This is a genomic window from Corynebacterium sp. HMSC065H09 (genome assembly GCF_001812845.1).
Lineage (GTDB): Bacteria > Actinomycetota > Actinomycetes > Mycobacteriales > Mycobacteriaceae > Corynebacterium > Corynebacterium jeikeium_D.
On the sequence record NZ_KV810573.1, the window covers coordinates 74893 to 93657 of the forward strand.

Here is an 18765-nt window from a genome sequence, read left to right on the forward strand (position 1 = left end):
TTATCGACCCGCCTGTTCGACCGCGTCAATGAGTGCACGGCCAATCGGGGCAGCAACGGAGGCGCCGGTAGCGCCCTGGCCCTGGCCGCCACCGTTTTCCACGACGACAGCCACGGCGACATCGGAGTCCGGCGCGAAGGCGATGTACCAGACGTGCGGCGCGTACTCGCCGCGGACAGCACCGTGTTCCGCGGTACCGGTCTTGGAGGCAATACGCGAACCGTTACCGCCCGAGTGCGACTCGGAGCCGCGCATCAGCTCAGTTACGGTCTCCGCGACCTCCGGCGAAATCGCCTCGCCGGCTTCAATCGGCTTAAAGGACTTGATTTCGGAGAGGTCGGCACCGCGCACCGATTTGATGATCTGGGGTTCCATGCGCACGCCGCCGTTGGCAATCGTGGCGGCGATGATGGCGTTGTCCAGCGGCGTGAAAGACACGTCGCGCTGACCAATGGAGGTCTGACCCAGCGAGGACTGATCCGGAATATCACCGACAGCGGAGGGCTGAATCGGCAGGCCCGCGTCATCGTGGGTCTCACCGATGCCGAATCGCTTAGCGACGTCCTTGAGCGCATCGGCCCCGTACTGCATACCGAGCTCAGCGAATGCCGTATTACAGGACTGCGCGAAAGCCTGGCGGAGAGTTGTAGTAGCCCCACCACAGGTCGAGCCACCGTAGTTCTCCAACGTAGTGGTGGTATCCGGCAGCGTAATCTGCGGTGCGCCAGTGACCGAGGTGTCCGGGGAAGCGCCTTGCTCCAGTGCCGTGACCGTGGTCAACACCTTGAAAGTGGAACCCGGCGGCAGCGGACGCTGAGTGGCGTGGTTGAGCAGCGGTGCGCCCTCATTGTTGTTGAGGGACTGCCAGGTACTCTCGTCGCCGGCGGTGATGTCATTCGGGTTGAACGACGGTGTGGAGGCCATCGCGAGAATTTCACCCGTCGATGGGCGAATGGCGACGGCGGAGCCGACGTAGCCGCGTTCAGCGAGTTGTTGGTACGCAGTCCGCTGAGCGTTCGGCAACAGCGTCAGCTCCGTGGAGGCCCCAGAGGGTTCCTTGCCCGTGACCATGTCGAGGGCGCGGGAGGTAAACAGCGAAGGGTCGCTGCCGTTCAAGATCTCGTTCTGAGAGCGTTCGATACCGGCGGAGCCGTAGATGTCCGACAGGTATCCGACCACCGCGGCATATGCCTCCGGGTCGGTGTCGTAGCTGCGGTCATAGAAGCCGCTCTCGCCCTTGACCGAGTGGGCCAGAATGTCGCCGTCAGTGGTGATTTGGCCGCGAGGTTTGGACTTTTCCTCCAGGAACTGACGGCTATTCAGCGGATTGTGGGCGTACTTATCCTGCTGGAAGCCCTGGATGTAGGTCAGGTTCGCCAGTAGAAGAACGAAGAGTCCGAGAACGACAACAAAGATTTGGCGAATGGTCTTATTCATCTACTGGTTCACCTCCTGAGATGCGTTGACATTGTCGTTGAGGCCCGAAGGGTTGCTTGGAATACCCCAGGGGCGGTTGGCCTCGTCAGAGACGCGCAACACGATGGCCAACATGATGTAGCTGGCCAACAGTGAGGAACCACCGGCTGACATGAACGGAGTAGTCAGACCGGTCAGCGGCATCAGCTTGGAAACACCGGCTGCAACCACGAACAGCTGAATGGCCATCGAGAATGCGACACCGGCCGCCAGCAGCTTGCCAAAGGAATCACGTACCGCCAAGCTCGCCGAAATACCGCGGGAAATCAGAATCGCGAACAGCAGGATGATGGCACTCAGGCCGGTAAAACCGAGCTCCTCACCAAAGGCCGAGAGGATGAAGTCAGAGTGTGCCACCGGAATGTTCTGTGGGTAGCCCTGGCCCAGACCGGTGCCACCGATGCCACCCCAGCTCATGCCGAACAGACCCTGGGAGAGCTGGTAGCCGCCCTCGTCGTAGGAGCCCAACGGATCCAGGAAATGCGTGACTCGCGCCTGAATCTTGTCCGAAACCATGTAGACACCGACAACGCCGACGGTCACCAGCACCATGCCGATGATCAGCCAGGAACCGCGACCGGTGGCAGCGTAGAGCATTGCCAGCACAGTGCCGAAGAGCACCAGCGCCGGGCCAAAGTCATTCTGCAGAGCCATGATGACGGTAGCGATGCCCCAGATCAGCAGAATCGGACCCAGGTCGCGAACACGCGGGAAATCAATGCCCAGGAAACGCTTGCCCGCCACATTGAACAGCGAGCGCTTATTCACCAGCAGCTGAGCAAAGAAGATCAGCAGCATGACCTTGGCAAACTCACCCGGCTGCATGGAGAACGGGCCGATGGAAATCCAGATGCGGGCATCAGCATTAATCGACGACGGCCACACCAGCGGTAGCGCCAACAGAATCAAGCCGCCGAGACCCAGCAGATACGAGTACTGCGACAGCGAGTGGTGGTTGCGCAGCAGGACAATCACGCCGATAAACAGTGCGACACTGAGTACGGTCCACATGATCTGATTGCGCACCAACGAGGTGTCATTGGCCAGGTCGAGGCGGTGAATCATCACCAGCCCCAAGGCATTGAGCGTTGCTGCAACCGGCAGCATCACCTGATCGGCGTTGGGCGCCACAAAGGTCAGTGCGATATGCGCCACTGCAAAGATCACAAAGAATCCGCCAATGATGTAAAAGACATCGGCGGTCAGAGAGTTGCCCTGAGCCAGTTCCAGCGAAATAAGTGCCAAAAGCAACAATCCTGCCGACAGCAGCAGCAGGAGCATTTCCTTCATCCGAAGCTGTCGCTTCGTGGTAGTTTCACTCATTTTCGCACCTGCCTACAGTTGACTCCTGGCTTCGAACCCAGCTTTTCATCCTTCTTGTCGGCGGAAGTTGCGTCCTTGTCGTCGTCGGACACGGACAGACATACCGGCAGTGCCGACTCCGCCAAACGGCCAATCTGGTCGCTGACACCGTCGTAGGAATCAGCCGGCAGACCTTCCAGCGAATTGCGTGCCGCCGGCGAGAGATCTTCCGGCGTCATGATGTGGCAGTCGACCTTCTCCTTCGGCGTCCCGGCCGGAGGCAACTGAACTTTGTTGTCATCGGTCAAACAGATGAACTGATGCGGCTCTTGCAGATCGAAGCCCAGCAAACTACCGGGCACGCCATGCATCAACTGCACCTGCCCGTCGACCACCGCGAGATGGTACATCGACTCCTTCTTCTGCCAGCCCCAAATACCAAGGCCGACCAAACCGGCCACCAGCACCAGCACCACAGAAACAACTAGCCACTTGCCCTTGGAAGCCTTCTTCTCCGGCGCCGAAGTCACTGCAATTTCCTGCGACTTCCGCGGGCGGAGTGCCGCCGCGCGACCCGCTGCAGTATTGGGGCGGGGGAGTTCCTCCTCCGCACTCTGCAGGGCACCGGCCAGGGCGGGCTCGTAAGGCGTGCGTGCCGACGAATCGACAACATCGGCAACCACCACGGTGATGTTATCCGGACCACCGGACTTCAACGCGTAGTCAATGAGCTTGGTAGCGGCCTCGTCCGGAGTCCCCTCCGAGAGCACATCCTTGATGGTGTCCGCAGACACCGGATCGGACAGGCCATCCGAGCACAGCAGGTAGCGATCGCCCTCGTGGACATCACGATAAGACAAAGTAGGCTCCACCGGGCGACCGGTGAGAGCCTTCAAAATCAGTGAGCGCTGAGGGTGAATTGCCGCCTCTTCTTCGGTGAGATTGCCCTCGTCCACCAGCGACTGCACATAAGTGTCATCCCGGGTAATGCGGATGAGCTCCCCGTCGCGCAGCAGATAGCCACGCGAGTCACCGACATGGCACATGCCCAGGCGGGTGCCGTCGAAAAGCAGAGCAGTCAGCGTAGTGCCCATGCCTTGCGTAGAGGGGTTCTGCTCAATTTCATCCGCAATGGAGTTATTGCCCTCTATGCAGGCGCTGCGCAGGGACTCGAGCAAATCGGGGCCGGGCTGATCATTGTCCAACCGAGAGACAGCCGCGATCATCAGCTGGGATGCGATTTCCCCGGCGGCGTGGCCACCCATGCCGTCGGCAAGCGCGAGCAGACGCGAACCCGCATAGGCGGAGTCCTCGTTGTTCTGTCGGATGAGGCCGCGGTCAGAGCGGGCCGTGTAATTCAGAGCAAGACTCATGGTTGCAACCTCAAAGTTGTACGGCCAATACGAAATTCCATACCCGAAGCCAGTCGTTCCGGCTGTTCCACGCGCTGACCATTGAGGAATGTGCCATTGCGGGAGTCCAGGTCTTCCAGGTACCAGATGCCGTCGCGGTTGATGACGCGAGCGTGCTGGCCCGAGGCGAAGTCATCGTTGAGGACGAAGGCATTCGACTCTGAACGGCCAATAGTGATGTCGCGTTGGTTGTTTAGGTTCATGCGCGAACCCGCCAGCGGCCCGGAGGTGACAAGGAGCTGATGTGGAGTCTGCGAGCGCTGGAAACGCTTGGCCGGAGCACTGCTGGCCTGCCGAAGTGGGCGCAGCGGAGCCGAGCCTGTTGTTTCTGTACGCAGGGTGCGAAGCGTCATCCAAATGAAAAACCACAGGACGACCAGCACGCCGATGCGCGAAAGCAGAAAAACGATAGCTTCCACGTCCGAGGAACCTCCTTATGTAGAGCTGGTGGGTCCGCAAACCGAACACACGGACGTAATTATTCCAGGAATGTGTCGGCAAACCTAGGGCAGTGGCATGTGAACCTGGTGAACCTCACTACTTAGCGGATCTGAATCAGCGAATCTGAACTTCGAGAACAGAATGTCCCAACGAGATTTCGTCGCCGTCGGCCAGCAGCCAGTTCTCAATGGGTTCGCCATTGACAATGGTGCCGTTGGTCGAATGCAAATCGACGAGCACAGCGTCCTGGCCGTCCCACGTGATCTCGGCATGCTGGCGGGAAACACCAGTATCCGGGAGACGGAAGTCGGAAGCGGTGCCGCGGCCGATGATGTTCGAACCATGGCGCACCTCAAATACGCGCGAGGAGCCGTCCTGCAACAGCAGGGTGACGGTCTTTTCCTGGGACTGGTCTTCGCCCACGGTCGCGCTGCTCAGCTCAGTTGCAGCCTCTGGGTCGACCGCGGGGATGGGGCGGGAAGCGGTGGGGAACTGCTCAGCTTCAGGCTGCGGGTGGTAGGCGGCAGAGGTCTCTGCAGCTTGGGGTTCATCATCGCTTTGCGACGGGGCTGCGTCAGTGTTGGCATCATCGGCACTGTCCTCGAATGGGGCGAACTCCGAGGTGCCCACGGTGTCCTCGGTGAAAGTGCTGGCCGTCTTCAACTGGCCGGTGTGGAGAGACTCCACTGCCTGCAGGTGGACGCTAATGGAACCGGTGAAGCCCCAGCCGTTGTTGCGGCAGTAGCGTGTCATGCGGTCAGCCAACTGATTCGGCAGGTTGGGCTCGGACGCAGAAAGGTTCTTGTAGTCGGCAGCGCTGATGCCAATGCGGAAATCATTGGGTGCCAAGTACTGACCGTTGGCGTCCTGCATCAGGAAGTCTTCAATTTCCTGCTTCAGGCATTCTTCTAACTCATTCGGGACAACCTTGCCGCCGAACACGCGCGCAAAGCTGTTATCGAGCCCGCGCTGAAGCGAGCTATCGAGCTTGCGGATGCGTCCTAGGAAATCCATCTGACTAAAGAAATTCGCCTTCTCCCGCCAAACCGCGGCGGGTTACGTGAAAAAAATGTGCACAAAAATTATCGATACTTAAGCAACAGTATAGAGCCCTACACCTTCAGTTAAGGGCTAGGAACTACTGAGGTTTATCAAATAGTGACGACGGTTGTGGGGGAAGTTGCTATTGCTAAGTGCTGAAAAGTGGTGGAAAACGCGCGCTGGCCTGGGGATTTGGTGGTGTATTAGCGCGGGGTGTTATAGTTCTATTCGTTCCCACGGGCGAGTGGCGGAATGGCAGACGCGCTGGCTTCAGGTGCCAGTGTCCTTTACGGACGTGGGGGTTCAAGTCCCCCTTCGCCCACAGCGAAGATCCTCGGAAGTGTAAAAGCTTCCGAGGATTTTTTGTTTCTAGGGTTGGGGTTTGGGGTGGGGCTTGGGTTGAAGCAGAGGCAGATGCTGAGCTGAGGTTGTTGGCTTGTCCTTTAACTCTCCTTTAACCCTGTCCGGCACTTATGGTCAGGTTTCGGGGACTTGTCGATGGATTCTCCTGACTTATCGATGGTTTTTCGGCACTTATGCGCACGCTGTGGGCCAGGCTCTCTCACTTGTCGATGCGCTATTCACTTGTGGACACGCTGTAGCGCATCGATAGGTGAATAGCGTGGCCATAAGTCGTCGGATGCGTGGGCCAGCGAGCATTGCAGCCAGCTCGCGAGAAGAAATGTAGAAATCTCAAAACTCATTTTGTATTGAAAGTAGAAGAAAACTTGAATAGTTTTGAGATGAGCATGAGGGCGGTCGGCCCCCATCTGCGACATTGGTATAGCGGTGTTCAGTCATGAATTTGGCTCACGGCCATATTTTAACGATTGTTTGGTACCTGTTTATATCGTGAAAAATCAACTCAAGAATGTGTAAGAAATATTAAGAGAGAGCTTGCATGGTGAGGAATCTTCTTCCGAGGAAAGCCTGCCAATTCATAGTCGGAAGGCAAACATGAAAATTGTATTTAGAGCAATGCTGGGTGCCGCAATTATTTTTGAAGGAGTTCTTTTCCTTCTTATGAATGTGGTATCTGGTTTGCCGGGTTGGGTATTCCTGTTACCACTTGCCGTGGTGGTTGCGGCTTTTCTCTTACTGTTTGGAGGTATGTGGCAAGACTATCTCAGAAATGGCAGGTCATGGGCTTCTTCGCTGTCCGAGACGTCAAAGAAATTTGGCGTACCTCGAAAAATACTAGCGTTACTCGTTTCGGAAGTTGGTTCGCTGCTAGCTGCTTTCACCTTTTTTAAGCCTCAGAGAAATGTCGACAGTGAAGTCAGATCCTTCACAGCATATAGAAACCTTCGAACTGTTGTTTTTATGATACTGGCGCTGAGCGTTGCAGAAATAAGCATAGTGCATTTTGCTATTTCTAATGCGTTTTGGCGATATTTATTGCTGGTAATTAGTGTTTATGCCGTAGTTCTTTTATCTGGATTTTACGTAACTGTTCGGGATCATCCACATCTAATGACACCGCAAGGACTCGTACTGCGAAATGGGCGAAGGCTTATTTGTGAAATTCCGTGGTCACACTTACGTCATGCGAGCTCCGTAACGGCAGGTGAAGGAGGGGACGTAGCAATTGACGAGCACGGCAATCTCAGGGTGCCTGTTTTGAGTGAAGTGAACGTCAGGTTAGAAGTCGATTCGCAGGTCGTGGCAGAAGATCTTTACAAGGGACCAATGATGGTTTCCTCGATTGAGATTTACTGCGACGACAAAGACACATTCCTGCGCGATCTCGCTGAGAAAAGGAATGCTCATTAAGTGCTTGGTAGCTTCCAGGGCTGGTAATCGACCCCGACCTATCGCCAAAACTTGGTCATCCCGCGCTTGTCCTCGATGTTGAACTCAATCATCTTGGCCAGCAGGTCCAGCGGCATGGACTCGGCTTTGCCATCTTTTGGCCAGGGGAAACGGACCATCATTTTGCCATAGGAGAGGCCGCGGTCATCGAACTCGTCGGAGAACTTCACAATGCCGTCGCGCTCTGGGGCGATGGACATGTGTTTCTTGGCGTAGGAAAAACCGATGATAAAAGTGCCATCGAGCGTGAACATCGGCTGATTCCAGGCAATGCGAACGCCGAGTTCCGGGTACTTTTCATGAACCCATTCCAACACCTCGAGAGCGACAGCGCGCTGCGTGTCATCATCTACCCGCGAGAGGTGATTGGCGAAGAACTCGGCGATGGTTTCATCGGTCATATGCTGAACAGCCATAGCCTGGATTTTACTGTGCCATCAACTAACACCCGAGCCATCAACTAACATAACTCCGAGTGGCTACAGATTTGAATACTCAGTTTGATCCCAAAAAGGCGTGGCCAGCGCTATGGACCGTGTTACTCGGCTTCTTCATGATCCTGGTCGACGCCACCATTGTCACCGTTGGTATCAACACCATCCAGCATGAACTGGGCGGTGAGCTCAACCAGGTCATGTGGGTGACCAGTGGTTATCTGCTGGCCTATGCCGTGCCGTTGCTCATTACTGGCAGGCTCGGTGACCTCTGGGGAGTCAAGCACACCTATGTAGCGGGCCTGGTTATCTTCGTGTTGGCGTCGCTGGCGTGTGGGTTGGCGCCGTCGTTAAGCATGCTGATCATTGCCCGCGTGGTGCAGGGACTGGGGGCCGCGCTGCTGACGCCGCAGACGATGGCGCTGATTACGCAGATGTTTCCGCCGGCGCATCGCGGTGCGGCGATGGGCCTGTGGGGTGCGGCGGCCGGAATTGCCTCGCTGACGGGGCCGCTGGCCGGTGGCGTGTTGATTGAGCTGCTGAGTTGGCGCTGGATTTTCCTCATTAATGTGCCGATTGGGCTGATCGGGCTCGTTTTTGCGTTCCGCTATCTGCCGACCTTTGAGACGCACCGCAACAAGATTGATTATCTCGGTGTTGTACTCAGCGCGATTGGTATGTTCCTGCTGGTCTTCGGCATTCAGGAGGGGGAGAGTGCCGGCTGGTCCGGTTGGATCTGGGCACTGATTGCCGGTGGCGTGGTGGTTCTTGGACTATTCACCGCGTGGGAGGCCAAGACGACGGCCGAACCGCTGATGCCGCTGTCCCTTTTTAAGGATCGCAACTTCACCATCTCCTCGCTGGCGATTGCTGTGACGGGGGCGCTGGTGGTCGCGGTTGGTTTCCCAATCATCCTCTTCGCCCAGAATGCTCGCGACCTATCGACCATCCAGGCCTCACTACTGCTCGTGCCGCAGGCGGTCATTTCCGGTGTCATGGCACCGTGGACTGGGCGAATGCTGGACCGGCTGAAGTTCCGCGAGTTCGCGCTGATCGGTTTTGGGTCCTCGCTGGTGGGCATGCTCGGGTTCCACTACCTCATCCACGAGGACCTCTCCGTGCTGTGGCTGCTACTGCCGGGCGCCGCATTCGGTGTGGCAAACGCGTTTATTTGGGGCACGCTGTCGACGGCTGCTACTCGCAACATCGACCCGTCCCTCGCCGGTGCCGCCTCCGGTGTGTACAACACCATCCGCCAGATTGGCAGTGTGCTGGGCAGCGCGCTGATTGCTACCGTCATGGCCGCAGCTCTCAGCAGCAACCGTGGCGACTTCACCACCGCCATGAGTGACGCGATGTGGTTGCCGGTGGCACTGTCGGCCCTGGGTGTCGTGGCGGCGCTGGGGCTTAAGAATCCGAAGTAAAACGCTCCACCATGTAGTCCGCGATGCCGACGGGATCGGCTAGGAAATCCCTGGTTGCCCGTACCGCGAGGGTGTCTTCGAAGTGGGTGGTGTCGGCGTCGTCAAGCGAAATGATTGTTGCTTCCGGTGCGGCGAGCAGGATGGGGGAATGCGTCGCCATGATGATCTGTGCGCCGGCTTCCGCGAGCGCGCCGAGGCGGCCGAGGAGCTCCAGTTGGCGTAGGACCGACAGTCCGGCCTCGGGTTCGTCGAGGAAGATCAGTGATTCGGCGCTGAAGCGGCGTTCGGCCAGCGTCATGATGGATTGGCCGTGGCTCATCTGGGTGAGGTCTGCCATTTCTCTGCCACCTGGTAGCTGCCCAAGCGACTCGTAATAGCGCGCGAGGTTCAGGTGCGCGTCGCCGCGAAAGAAAAACGTATCCGGGGGATTGCGCCTGGTCAGCGCCAGTGGGACCGGGGAGGTGCGCTCTTGCGTCTTGTATCGCGAGCCGCCGTCTGTATCGACCCCCATCGCCGATGCCAACGCCTCCAGCACCGTCGACTTTCCCTTGCCGTTTTCGCCGGTCAGGATGGTAATCGGCGTGGTGAAGGTCATGGGGAAGGGCAGCGCGAGCTTTACGACGTACGCCGGGAGCTCGGCATCATCGTGAATACGGGCATGACGGAGATAGATCATGGTTGCGGCAGCTGGTCAATCTGTTTGAGCAGTTCATAGCCGTCGGCGCCCTCGATGAACGGGACCTCCTTGTTCTCCAACTTTTCAATTGGCACCGCCGTGCCGTGAGAGAGCACGTGCTCGCTGGGAGTGAGGTTGCGGATTGCGATTGCCGCGACCTTGTCCGGATGCTCCGCCGCGGCCGTGCCGTAGATGAGCGGGTCGTACTGGCCATCATCGCCGACGAGAATCCAGTTGATCTCGGGGAAGTCAATAAACAGGTCCCGCAGCCGCACCTTCTTGTGTTCCTTGCCGGAGCGGAACAGGCCGGTGGGCGTTGGCCCCCAATCGGTGAGAAGCAGTGGGCCCTTCGGCAAGTTGTTGCGGTGCAGGAACTTTTTTAGTGTGCTGAAGGTGTTCCACGCTCCGGTGGAAAGGTAGATGACGGGGACGTCCGTGTCCTCGTCCGTTTTGCTCGCGTAACGACGGCGAAGTTGCGCATAGAACTCGCCGAAGCCAGCGACGGCCTTGCGCTCATCTGTCTCCTTGACCCAGGAGTTGTAGGCGGCGATGAGGGCGCGCGGCAGCATAGTGACCAAAACGGTGTCATCAATATCGGAGACGATGCCGTATTTGGTCTCCGGGGAGAGGATGAGGACCTCTGCAGGAGTGTCGTTGATGGTAATTTCGTGCCAGCCGGGTTCGAGGCCGTGATTCCTGATTAGTACCTCGATATAGCCGTTGCTATCCGTGGTGGTTTCCACCGTGCGATTGCCAGCAGTGATGGTGACAGGAAAGTCCGCGAGTTCGACGGTAAAGAACTGCCAAAAACCGCGTTTTTTGTTTCGTTCTTCGTCTCGTTTTTTGGCCGGATCCTTCAGGAGGACACGGCCGAATACGCGCACGCGCTCTGCATTTCCGTACCCGGTGAAACCGATAATTTCCGGTTCCCAACCAGCGTTTTTGGAACGCTTGGCGGCCAGCGCGTTGATCCTTCTCTCGGTCTTGCGGACGACATCTGCCACGGACATGCTTTCCAGGATACGGGTTGACAGGACGGGGGAGGGGGCGCGTAGGTTGGTCGCCCAAGAGAAAAGTCAACCCTTTAGGAGTGTTCTCTTTTTATGCGTTTTTCCGGTAAGTTCATCGCATCCGCCGCTGTGGCAGCAGGCATGATTGCTGCCCCGACCGCGGCCGCTAACGCTGCATCAGTCAGCGCCTGGGATCAGGTTGCGGCTTGTGAGTCCGGCGGAAATTGGCAGACCAATACCGGTAACGGCTACTACGGCGGACTGCAGTTCTCGCAGCAGACCTGGAGTGGCCACGGCGGTGACCAGTACGCACCGACGGCTGACCAGGCCACTAAGGAGCAGCAGATTGAGATTGGCGAGCGCGTGCTTGCCTCCCAGGGTGCTGGCGCATGGCCGAACTGCGGTGGTCCGCTGGGTTAATCCTCCCCATCATCAAAGACCAGATCTGGCACAGCCGCGAATGACAGCCACCACTTCATGTAGTGGTCATGGCGTGCTTTCGTCTTCTGAGTAGCGCGTTTGTCAAATGTCTGTCGCCCGAACCCGGCTAATGGTCCGGCCGGGACGGTCGCCGCGGTAACGCCGTCGGCAGAGGACCACACCTCTGAGCCGTCCTCATAAGCGGTGATATCCCAGAGCTTGTGGGTTTTCAGGTTGTGGTGCTTCCTGCATAGGCAGTGCAGATTCTGTGTGTCGGTGGGGCCACCGGCTTCGGGGTCTTCCTGGTTGTACGGCGCGATATGGTCAATATCGCACTTGTACGCTGGGACTTCGCAGCCGGGGAAGCGACATGTTCCATCGCGACCGTGGACGCGGGCGACCTGCGCTGGAGTTGGACGGTAACCATTGGTGGCGCTGTCTGCTGAGAGGCGGACATTCGTCACCTTTTGCATCCACTCCTCCGTGACCAGCGCGCCTAGCCAGCCGGCACCGTCCAGCCAGGCGTCATCACTGTGGGGCTCGCGGAAAACATTGAGCACAACTTCCGCATTGGTGCGCTGGTGGATGAGTTCCACAAATGCATCCGCCTGCGTCATTTCCTCATTCGCGCGGAAGACCGTTTCAATTGCGCACATGGCAAAATAGGCGCGGTCCGGCCGCAGGGTGAGAATGATTTGGGAGTAGCTGTCGGGACGTTCCACCAGAGTCACCGATTCCGTATCGGTGATGGTGGGAATTGTGCCGTCGGCACGAGCGCGGTCATCCAAATCCGCAGCAATATCACCAATTTTGGTGGTGAGCGTGCGAGGACCAATCATTGCTTGACGACGCTTCCGTGGCGTAACCAATGCCAGAATCTTCTTCTCTGCATCGGGTATTTGATCAGGCTCGATGCCGACTACGCCATGTGCAATGATGCCGAGTTGCCGCATGGATAATGCGCAGCTTTCCCGGGCATATTCCGCCAACTGTGGCATTTTCTCCAGCAACAGGCCAATGTCACAGATACGTAGTGCCTCACTGCGAGTGATTCCCAACCGAACGCTGATGCGAGCGGCATGGTTTTCAACGTCATCATCACCTGCAGGGCAGCAGGCTTTAATTAACTCAAGTTGGGCGCGGTTGGTAGCCCGCGCGAGTGCTGAGAGCTCATCTTCAGGATTTTCGTGAGCCCAATATGGTTCGGGTACTTGTTCGGACTTCATTGGATCCCCCTGGTGCTCCAATGGTTGTCGGTTTTCTTTCGAACTTACTTGCTATCTTACAGGCGCTTTTCTGGCTTGTAAAGAGAAATGAAAGAGAATTTTGAGGAGTTTTCGAAGATGGTTAGCCGACTATAAAGGCACCGTTTAGCTGGGCATTTGCAGGGCGTACGCTAGGTCCTGGTCCAAAAACATAAATAAAACACCCGTTCGAAAACGAAAGCTTGGTAATCTCGCTTTCATAAAAGCAGAGCGCAGATAAACAGCGCAGAAACAGCGCAGACAGCGGGGAGTAAAACCATGATCATCCGGCACGCAACGCGGGACGATGCCGCGGCAATCGCGGAGATCTACAACGAAGCCGTAATCAACACCGTCGCCATCTGGAATGATGACACTGTCAGTGCGGAGGATCGCATCGCATGGATGGAGGCGCACTGTTAAGCGCGACCATCGATGCTGCTCGTGAGGCGAGAAAGCACGTCTTGGTTGCGGCGATAGAAGGCAGCAACGAGGGGTCGATTGCGCTGCACAAAAAGTATGGCTTCCAGCGCGTTGGACTATTGCCGCAGGTGGGGGCGAAGAACGGGCGCTGGTTGGACATGCTGTTGATGCAGGTCATGCTGACAGACGGGCAGCCACCCGCTCGGCCGCGCGCTTAGCAAAGGGGCCAACACCCATGATCGTGGCGGCACCGGGGCCAACCCAGTCGCCGTAGCCGACGAACTCGATGAGGTCAGAGTCGATGCTGCGGAAAGGGTCGAGCGCTGGGCGGAAACCGGTGCACCAGATGAGGTGGTCCGCGTGGACGTCGTCAAGCGAAGAAAACATGGGTGTCCAGGTGAGTGCGCCGGAGTCGCGGGCTTTGCGGACGGGCGGTAGGGCAACGATGTCGCCAATGCTGTCGGTGGCGCCCTGGCGGTAGCGTTTGAACAGGACGCGGCCGTCGACGTCGTCGGGCATCCAGCGTGGTTCGTGGCGGGGGAACCAGGTGGTGTCGATGCCGGAAAGCACCAGTTCAGAGGCTATTTGGGCGCCGGAGTTCGCCGCGCCGACAACGGCAACGCGGGAGCCTTCGAATGGCTCGGGACCTGGGTAGTTGGCCGAATGCCACTGTTTCGCGGAGGTCGTGCCGGGGTAATACGGGACGAAGGGCCGGTTGCCGGTGGCGGCGATGAGCTGTCGGGATTCGAAGTCGCCGGCATCGCTGGTGAGCTGGAAGGTGCCGTCATGGGAGACGTGCGTGACGGTGACCGGGCGCTGGACGCGCAGTTCGTAGCGCTTTTCGTAGGAGCTGAGGTAGTCAATCACGTGGGAAGCGGGCGGGAAACCGTCATAATCGGGCATCTGGATGCCCGGAAGGTTGGAAAAGTCCGGGGTGGAAAAGAGCGTCAGTGAGGGCCAGACATTGCGCCAGGAGCCGCCGGGAGCGGGCTGATTGTCCAGAATGAGCGGATCAATGCCGCGTTTGTGCAAGTAATAGGCGGTAGCGAGGGCAGCTTGGCCGCCACCGACGATGATGACATCCTCAAGCATGCTCCCAGCTTAACGACGAGTGCCGCACCTCGAGCTGTACTACCGTGGAGCACCATGAGCTCGCTGTTTGATCTTTCGGACAAGCCTATCGACGAACTACCCGGTTACCAGCGCACATTCGCGCCGGGCCGACTCACGGTAGGGCTGAGTCTGCCCATCGAGCAGGACGCCGAAGCCGAGCCCAGGGACGCGCTGAGCAACCAGATTCGGCTGATTCAGAAAGTCGAACGCGCAGGCATCGCGGCGGTCTGGGCACGCGACATCCCGCTGCGCGTGGAAACATTTGGCGACGTCGGCCAGGTCTACGACCCCTGGATGTACCTCAGCTACATCGCCGCACACACCACCGATATCGCGCTCGGCACCGGTGCAGTCGTCGTGCCCTTCCAGCATCCGCTGGTGATGGCCAAGCGCGCTGCCACACTGGACAGGCTTTCCGACGGCCGTTTCCTCTTTGGCGTTGCCACCGGTGACCGACCCGAGGAGTTCCCCGCCTTTAACCAGGACAAAGGCAAGCGCGGTGAGCGCTTCCGCGAGCATATCGAGGTCTATGAAAAGGCCCTCAGTACTAGCTACCGGCCCATCCGCTGGTCCGAGGGCAAGATGGGCGGATCCGATGTGGTGCCCAAGCCACTGGCACGCCGAGTTCCGCTGTTGGCCACTGGCTCCTGTCAGCAGAGCCTGGAGTGGAAGGCCGCGCATACCGACGGGTGGTTCATGTACCACAAGGGCCTGGAGATGCAGAAGAAAAACATCGCCAACTGGCAGGAGGCTGTGGCTCAGGAGTGCGGTGAGGACGTGTTCAAACCATTCCTGGAATCACTGTGGATTGACCTGCATGAAGATCCCGACGCCCCCGCGCAGGGCGGCCACTTCGGGTACCGCCTTGGTCGCAACAAGCTCATTGAACTGCTGCAATCCCAGCGACAGCTCGGCATCAATCACGTCAGCATCAACTTCCGCACCTCGAAGCGGGATGCGGAAGAACAGATTGATGAGCTGATCGAGTATGTGCTGCCGGCGCTCGATGAGCTCCCTACACAGACTCCGTAGCGCCCTGCCACTGATTAATCCCGCGGTCGACAGCCCACTTGTCGATTTCCGCGAGTTCTTCATCGCTAAACGGTGCAGCGTCCAGGGCGCCGAGGCTGTTCTTCAGCTGCTTCACCGAGGATGCACCGATCAGGGCTGAGGTCACTTCGTCACGGCGGAGCACCCACGAGATGGCCATCTGTGCCAGGGACTGGCCTCGTCGTGAAGCAATGGCGTTGAGCTCGCGGATGGCGGTGAGCGTGTCGTCGTTGAGGAACCCCGAGTTCATCTTGTGCGCCCCGAGACGCGAGGACTCCGGCACGCCATCCAAGTAGCGGTCGGTGAGAAGCCCCTGCGCAAGCGCGGAAAAGGCGATGACGCCCATGCCTTCGTCGGCGCAGGTTGCCAGCAGCTCGTCCTCGATCCAGCGGTTGAACATGGAGTAGCTCGGCTGGTGAATGGTCAGCGGTGTGCCCAGCTCACGGGCAATTTTCTGCGCGCGGCGAGTGAGCTCGGGGGAGTAGGAGCTAACGCCGACGTAGAGCGCGCGACCCGACCGGACGAGGAAATCGAGGGCGGCGACGGTTTCCTCGATAGGCGTATCCGGGTCGGGGCGGTGGTGGTAGAAAATGTCCACATAATCCAGGCCCATGCGCTTCAGCGAGGCATCGCAGCTGGCCACGAGGTACTTCCGCGAGCCGCCGAAGCCGTAGGGACCATCCTGCATGTACCAACCGGCTTTGGAGGAAATGATCATTTCATCGCGGTAGGGAGCGAAATCCTTGGCCATGATGCGACCGAAATTCGCCTCCGCAGAGCCCTGCGGTGGGCCGTAATTGTTGGCGAGGTCGAAGTGCGTGACGCCGTGGTCGAACGCGGTGCGCAGGATTTCACGCTGCGTCTCGAGCGGTCGGTCATCACCAAAGTTATGCCAAAGTCCCAGCGTAATGGCTGGAAGCTTCAGCCCCGTGCTGCCGGAGCGGTTGTACGGCATTGTCTCATAGCGGTTGTCATCGGCGTGGTACACGTCTGGATAAGCCATGTCTACGAGGGTACGCGTGCTTAACGACGGGTAGTTGCGCACAAGGTGGCCGACAACGAGGTGCGTGGCCGAATGGCTACCCCTGGAAGTAATAAAAGTGAGCTTGCTGGGGAACAACTGGGGCAGTTCGTCCGACTAATGAGGCATGACTTCAATAGCCACAGGCGATGCCGCTGGAACGCCAGCCGCAAACCCCGTCGCACAGACTCAGAAAAATGGTGGGCCACGAGCATTACTGCACCGAATCCATGTCGTTGCAGGCATCCTCGTTGCGCCACTACTCGTTATTGCAGCTATCACAGGCGTGGCGTATGCCCTCGCCCCGAGCATAGAAAAGGTGGTTTACCACGAAGAGCTAACCGCAACATCAAGCCTTCCCGCACAACCGCTGGAAAAGCAGGTTGAGGTCGCGCAGCGCGTGCACCCTGACCTGCCGGTGACCGCGGTGCAGGTCCCGGAAAAGCCGGGGCAGACAACGCGAGTCATGTTCAATGATGAGCAGCTGAAGTCGGAGTCCTACCGACATGCGGTGTTCGTCGACCCAGGCGACCTGAGCATCAAGGGTGACCTGGTGCAATACGGTTCCTCGGCGGCGCTGCCACTGCGGGCGTGGATCTCTGAAGGGCACCGCAGACTCTGGATTGATAGCAACTTCGGTCGCCTCTACTCCGAGACGGCAGCATCCTGGATGGGCGCACTGGCTATTGGTGGCCTCTGGCTCTGGTGGGATCGTTCGCGTCGCAAGCGGACACAGGGAACAAGTAAGAGGGCGCATCATATGCGTCGTCACGCGAATGTTGGCGTGGCGGTCAGTGTTGGACTTTTGTTCCTGACCGTCACCGGCCTGACGTGGTCGTGGGTGGCTGGAACGGGCATCGCAAAGCTGCGCGAGACGATGGACTGGTACGCACCGAAACCAGCCATGACTGCGACTGCACCAGCGAATTATGACTGGTCAGAGGCAGATAGTGTTATGAACCTCGCACGTGCCGAGGGCCTGTCCGGGAAAGTCGAACTGACACCACCGGAGGCTGGCACGGTGTGGATGGCCAAGGAAGCCCGCGAGGAATGGCGGATGGGCATTGAGACCGTCACCGTTGACGGTTCGACCGGAGCGATGGTCGATCGGATTCATTTTGCGGACTGGCCGCTGCCGGCGAAGCTGACCGAATGGCTGATTAACGCGCACATGGGCATCCTGTTCGGGTGGGTGAATCAGCTGGTCCTGGCACTGATTGGTGTCGCTCTGTTGGCGATGATTGTGCGCGGGTACGCCATGTGGTTTGGGCGCGGTCGAGGTGGCCGACCTGGCAGGCTCCCGGCGCCGACGCGTTGGCGGGACATTCGCCCGGGTGTTGCAGCAGCTGTTGTGGCGCTGTTGATTGCCTACTCGGTGGTTGCACCACTGTTTGGTGTGACGCTTGTTGGCTTCGTGATTGTTGATTGGGTCTGGCGGAAGCTGCGGAGAGGTTAGTGTAGGTTCTGTCGCCTTCGGGTTCCCTGTACCTAACGGCGTAGTCACACCCATGAAAAACACTCAGGAGGGTAAACGCATGACAAGGTATTGGGATCACAGCGGCAGTATCTACAAAGATGACGGTCAGGAAGACTGGTGCGTTTACAATCCGTCTTTGCGTGATTGGGAGCGCACCCCGCGCGCTAAGGAAGCCTACGACAAGGCAGGACAAGACTCGTTCGACCCCATCACCGAGCAGCAGGCACTCGCTGAGATTGCAGAGCAGCAGGAACAGCATGACGAAAGGGCGAAGAACAAAGTCAAGGAACTGCGCGCAAGAATGAAAGCTGTCGGCGCGCAGGCCAGGCAGACCACCGAACAGCCGTATCCAACCTTTTCTCAGCAATCCGCCGCATACCGTGAGGGCGCGCAGGCCTACAACGAGGGCAAATCTTGGCGCGATAACCCGCATGCCCCCGAGTCAGGTCTAGCCGCCCCGTGGCGCATGGGTTTCAATACCCGCAAGCAGCAGGTAGCGGAGATTAGGGCACAGCGAGCCGCCGCTGCGAGACAGGAAAACTAGGCCCTGGCCGCAAAAACGCTTAACCAAAGCTCTAAATTCCGTGCAAATTCCCGGTTCCAGCCCCGCGCAATCTGTTACACTTAGCAAAACGAAACTCAGGAGCTTGGTGTGCAGTACTTTTTCACGGTCCATGGCCGCAGAGATATCAACGCGTATGACTCTGATGAGGAAATGCACGCTGCCTTTGAACGGATTGGGCGCTTCAATCAGAAGCTTCAGGACGAAGGCCACTGGGTTATGTCCGGCGGGCTGGTACCGCCGGAGGATGCCATGACGGTGCTGCCGGATGGTTCACACAGCGATCTGCCGTACTACAACGCGATGACGTTCCCGTCAGCTTTTTGGATCGTCCAAGTCGCAGACGAGCAAGAGGCCATCAACCTAGCCCACGAAGCCGCGGAGGCGTGTGCGCAGGCCGTTGAAATGCGCGCCGTCGCCGATTAAC

The 18765-nt window shown here is 58.4% G+C and carries 20 protein-coding genes and 1 tRNA gene; 10 read left to right on the forward strand and 11 right to left on the reverse strand.

Translation table 11 applies throughout. The annotated features are described in order from the left end of the window. The 5 genes from HMPREF2878_RS00675 to HMPREF2878_RS00695 form a co-directional block, all read right to left on the reverse strand. Positions 1–1437 (reverse strand): penicillin-binding transpeptidase domain-containing protein, encoded by a 1437-nt coding sequence (locus HMPREF2878_RS00675; protein WP_070602177.1) that lies wholly within the window; start codon positions 1435–1437, stop codon positions 1–3. Continuing rightward, entirely contained in the window at positions 1438–2799 is a 1362-nt protein-coding gene (locus tag HMPREF2878_RS00680; RefSeq protein WP_070652676.1) for an FtsW/RodA/SpoVE family cell cycle protein, read from the reverse strand. Continuing rightward, positions 2796–4151, reverse strand: coding sequence for a PP2C family protein-serine/threonine phosphatase (locus tag HMPREF2878_RS00685; RefSeq protein WP_038627130.1), 1356 nt, complete (start codon positions 4149–4151; stop codon positions 2796–2798). Before HMPREF2878_RS00685 ends, HMPREF2878_RS00680 begins: the two co-directional genes overlap by 4 nt. Continuing rightward, complete coding sequence (locus HMPREF2878_RS00690) at positions 4148–4609, reverse strand: FHA domain-containing protein FhaB/FipA (protein ID WP_016421758.1); 462 nt, start codon at positions 4607–4609, stop codon at positions 4148–4150. Before HMPREF2878_RS00690 ends, HMPREF2878_RS00685 begins: the two co-directional genes overlap by 4 nt. Positions 4610–4745: 136 nt before the next feature. Beyond that, a complete protein-coding gene (locus HMPREF2878_RS00695) occupies positions 4746–5645 on the reverse strand; it encodes a DUF3662 and FHA domain-containing protein (RefSeq protein WP_070439233.1) in 900 nt (299 codons plus the stop codon). Between the two features lie 265 nt (positions 5646–5910). Here HMPREF2878_RS00695 and HMPREF2878_RS00700 point away from each other — a divergent pair. Both HMPREF2878_RS00700 and HMPREF2878_RS00705 read left to right on the forward strand, forming a co-directional pair. Continuing rightward, positions 5911–5994: transfer RNA gene (locus tag HMPREF2878_RS00700), tRNA-Leu, on the forward strand. A 635-nt stretch (positions 5995–6629) separates the two neighbouring features. Continuing rightward, the gene (locus HMPREF2878_RS00705; RefSeq protein ID WP_070652677.1) at positions 6630–7445 is read left to right on the forward strand and encodes a hypothetical protein; all 816 of its coding nucleotides are present in this window, start codon (positions 6630–6632) and stop codon (positions 7443–7445) included. A gap of 38 nt (positions 7446–7483) precedes the next feature. On the opposite strand, the gene HMPREF2878_RS00710 is transcribed toward HMPREF2878_RS00705, so the two are convergent. Further along, entirely contained in the window at positions 7484–7900 is a 417-nt protein-coding gene (locus HMPREF2878_RS00710; protein WP_070652678.1) for an iron chaperone, read from the reverse strand. A gap of 59 nt (positions 7901–7959) precedes the next feature. Between HMPREF2878_RS00710 and HMPREF2878_RS00715 the strand changes: the two genes are divergently transcribed. Then, entirely contained in the window at positions 7960–9342 is a 1383-nt protein-coding gene (locus HMPREF2878_RS00715) for a DHA2 family efflux MFS transporter permease subunit (RefSeq protein ID WP_049193409.1), read from the forward strand. Here HMPREF2878_RS00715 and HMPREF2878_RS00720 read toward each other — a convergent pair. Both HMPREF2878_RS00720 and HMPREF2878_RS00725 read right to left on the reverse strand, forming a co-directional pair. Beyond that, positions 9326–10018, reverse strand: coding sequence for an AAA family ATPase (locus HMPREF2878_RS00720; RefSeq protein WP_049172583.1), 693 nt, complete (start codon positions 10016–10018; stop codon positions 9326–9328). The genes HMPREF2878_RS00715 and HMPREF2878_RS00720 overlap by 17 nt on opposite strands. Further along, on the reverse strand, positions 10015–11028 hold the full coding sequence (locus tag HMPREF2878_RS00725; RefSeq protein WP_070652679.1) for an App1 family protein: 1014 nt from the start codon (positions 11026–11028) through the stop codon (positions 10015–10017). The genes HMPREF2878_RS00720 and HMPREF2878_RS00725 overlap by 4 nt, the downstream gene beginning before the upstream one ends. Before the next feature lie 93 nt (positions 11029–11121). On the opposite strand from HMPREF2878_RS00725, the gene HMPREF2878_RS00730 reads away from it, so the two are divergent. Next, positions 11122–11448 (forward strand): transglycosylase family protein, encoded by a 327-nt coding sequence (locus HMPREF2878_RS00730; RefSeq protein WP_005511827.1) that lies wholly within the window; start codon positions 11122–11124, stop codon positions 11446–11448. Here the strand turns inward: HMPREF2878_RS00730 and HMPREF2878_RS00735 are convergent. Next, positions 11445–12674: an HNH endonuclease signature motif containing protein gene (locus tag HMPREF2878_RS00735; protein ID WP_070652680.1), complete on the reverse strand. Its 1230-nt coding sequence runs from the start codon at positions 12672–12674 to the stop codon at positions 11445–11447. The genes HMPREF2878_RS00730 and HMPREF2878_RS00735 overlap by 4 nt on opposite strands. A 297-nt stretch (positions 12675–12971) precedes the next feature. Between HMPREF2878_RS00735 and HMPREF2878_RS11600 the strand changes: the two genes are divergently transcribed. Together HMPREF2878_RS11600 and HMPREF2878_RS00740 are read left to right on the forward strand one after the other, a co-directional pair. Then, a complete protein-coding gene (locus HMPREF2878_RS11600; protein ID WP_306295161.1) occupies positions 12972–13115 on the forward strand; it encodes a GNAT family N-acetyltransferase in 144 nt (47 codons plus the stop codon). After that, positions 13094–13333 carry a GNAT family N-acetyltransferase gene (locus HMPREF2878_RS00740; RefSeq protein ID WP_306295160.1) on the forward strand — a complete coding sequence of 80 codons (240 nt, stop codon included), beginning with the start codon at positions 13094–13096 and terminating at the stop codon, positions 13331–13333. The genes HMPREF2878_RS11600 and HMPREF2878_RS00740 overlap by 22 nt, the downstream gene beginning before the upstream one ends. Here HMPREF2878_RS00740 and HMPREF2878_RS00745 read toward each other — a convergent pair. Beyond that, on the reverse strand, positions 13290–14207 hold the full coding sequence (locus HMPREF2878_RS00745) for an FAD-dependent oxidoreductase (RefSeq protein ID WP_070652681.1): 918 nt from the start codon (positions 14205–14207) through the stop codon (positions 13290–13292). The two genes, HMPREF2878_RS00740 and HMPREF2878_RS00745, sit on opposite strands and share 44 nt — an antisense overlap. 54 nt (positions 14208–14261) lie before the next feature. Between HMPREF2878_RS00745 and HMPREF2878_RS00750 the strand changes: the two genes are divergently transcribed. Further along, positions 14262–15260, forward strand: coding sequence for an LLM class oxidoreductase (locus HMPREF2878_RS00750; protein WP_049172573.1), 999 nt, complete (start codon positions 14262–14264; stop codon positions 15258–15260). On the opposite strand, the gene HMPREF2878_RS00755 is transcribed toward HMPREF2878_RS00750, so the two are convergent. After that, complete coding sequence (locus HMPREF2878_RS00755; RefSeq protein WP_070604516.1) at positions 15244–16281, reverse strand: aldo/keto reductase; 1038 nt, start codon at positions 16279–16281, stop codon at positions 15244–15246. The genes HMPREF2878_RS00750 and HMPREF2878_RS00755 overlap by 17 nt on opposite strands. A gap of 145 nt (positions 16282–16426) precedes the next feature. Here HMPREF2878_RS00755 and HMPREF2878_RS00760 point away from each other — a divergent pair, with 145 nt between their 5' ends. The 3 genes from HMPREF2878_RS00760 to HMPREF2878_RS00770 all read left to right on the forward strand — a co-directional run bounded on the left by HMPREF2878_RS00760 (position 16427) and on the right by HMPREF2878_RS00770 (position 18764). Next, positions 16427–17755, forward strand: coding sequence for a PepSY-associated TM helix domain-containing protein (locus HMPREF2878_RS00760; protein ID WP_070429084.1), 1329 nt, complete (start codon positions 16427–16429; stop codon positions 17753–17755). A gap of 79 nt (positions 17756–17834) precedes the next feature. After that, positions 17835–18320: a hypothetical protein gene (locus HMPREF2878_RS00765; RefSeq protein WP_070549589.1), complete on the forward strand. Its 486-nt coding sequence runs from the start codon at positions 17835–17837 to the stop codon at positions 18318–18320. Between the two features lie 108 nt (positions 18321–18428). After that, the gene (locus tag HMPREF2878_RS00770; protein WP_049189837.1) at positions 18429–18764 is read left to right on the forward strand and encodes a YciI family protein; all 336 of its coding nucleotides are present in this window, start codon (positions 18429–18431) and stop codon (positions 18762–18764) included. The last annotated feature ends 1 nt before the right edge of the window (position 18765 follow it).

Excerpts from the sequence above, each read along its gene's own strand:
- HMPREF2878_RS00675 (WP_070602177.1), bottom strand. The coding sequence starts at position 1,437 with ATGAATAAGACCATTCGCCAAATCTTTGTTGTCGTTCTCGGACTCTTC.
- HMPREF2878_RS00750 (WP_049172573.1), top strand. The coding sequence starts at position 14,262 with ATGAGCTCGCTGTTTGATCTTTCGGACAAGCCTATCGACGAACTACCC.
- HMPREF2878_RS00725 (WP_070652679.1), bottom strand. The coding sequence starts at position 11,028 with ATGTCCGTGGCAGATGTCGTCCGCAAGACCGAGAGAAGGATCAACGCG.
- HMPREF2878_RS00760 (WP_070429084.1), top strand. The coding sequence starts at position 16,427 with ATGACTTCAATAGCCACAGGCGATGCCGCTGGAACGCCAGCCGCAAAC.
- HMPREF2878_RS00685 (WP_038627130.1), bottom strand. The coding sequence starts at position 4,151 with ATGAGTCTTGCTCTGAATTACACGGCCCGCTCTGACCGCGGCCTCATC.
- HMPREF2878_RS00680 (WP_070652676.1), bottom strand. The coding sequence starts at position 2,799 with ATGAGTGAAACTACCACGAAGCGACAGCTTCGGATGAAGGAAATGCTC.
- HMPREF2878_RS00740 (WP_306295160.1), top strand. The coding sequence starts at position 13,094 with ATGGATGGAGGCGCACTGTTAAGCGCGACCATCGATGCTGCTCGTGAG.
- HMPREF2878_RS00710 (WP_070652678.1), bottom strand. The coding sequence starts at position 7,900 with ATGGCTGTTCAGCATATGACCGATGAAACCATCGCCGAGTTCTTCGCC.
- HMPREF2878_RS00720 (WP_049172583.1), bottom strand. The coding sequence starts at position 10,018 with ATGATCTATCTCCGTCATGCCCGTATTCACGATGATGCCGAGCTCCCG.
- HMPREF2878_RS00755 (WP_070604516.1), bottom strand. The coding sequence starts at position 16,281 with ATGGCTTATCCAGACGTGTACCACGCCGATGACAACCGCTATGAGACA.
- HMPREF2878_RS00705 (WP_070652677.1), top strand. The coding sequence starts at position 6,630 with ATGAAAATTGTATTTAGAGCAATGCTGGGTGCCGCAATTATTTTTGAA.
- HMPREF2878_RS00695 (WP_070439233.1), bottom strand. The coding sequence starts at position 5,645 with ATGGATTTCCTAGGACGCATCCGCAAGCTCGATAGCTCGCTTCAGCGC.
- HMPREF2878_RS11600 (WP_306295161.1), top strand. The coding sequence starts at position 12,972 with ATGATCATCCGGCACGCAACGCGGGACGATGCCGCGGCAATCGCGGAG.
- HMPREF2878_RS00765 (WP_070549589.1), top strand. The coding sequence starts at position 17,835 with ATGACAAGGTATTGGGATCACAGCGGCAGTATCTACAAAGATGACGGT.
- HMPREF2878_RS00735 (WP_070652680.1), bottom strand. The coding sequence starts at position 12,674 with ATGAAGTCCGAACAAGTACCCGAACCATATTGGGCTCACGAAAATCCT.
- HMPREF2878_RS00745 (WP_070652681.1), bottom strand. The coding sequence starts at position 14,207 with ATGCTTGAGGATGTCATCATCGTCGGTGGCGGCCAAGCTGCCCTCGCT.
- HMPREF2878_RS00730 (WP_005511827.1), top strand. The coding sequence starts at position 11,122 with ATGCGTTTTTCCGGTAAGTTCATCGCATCCGCCGCTGTGGCAGCAGGC.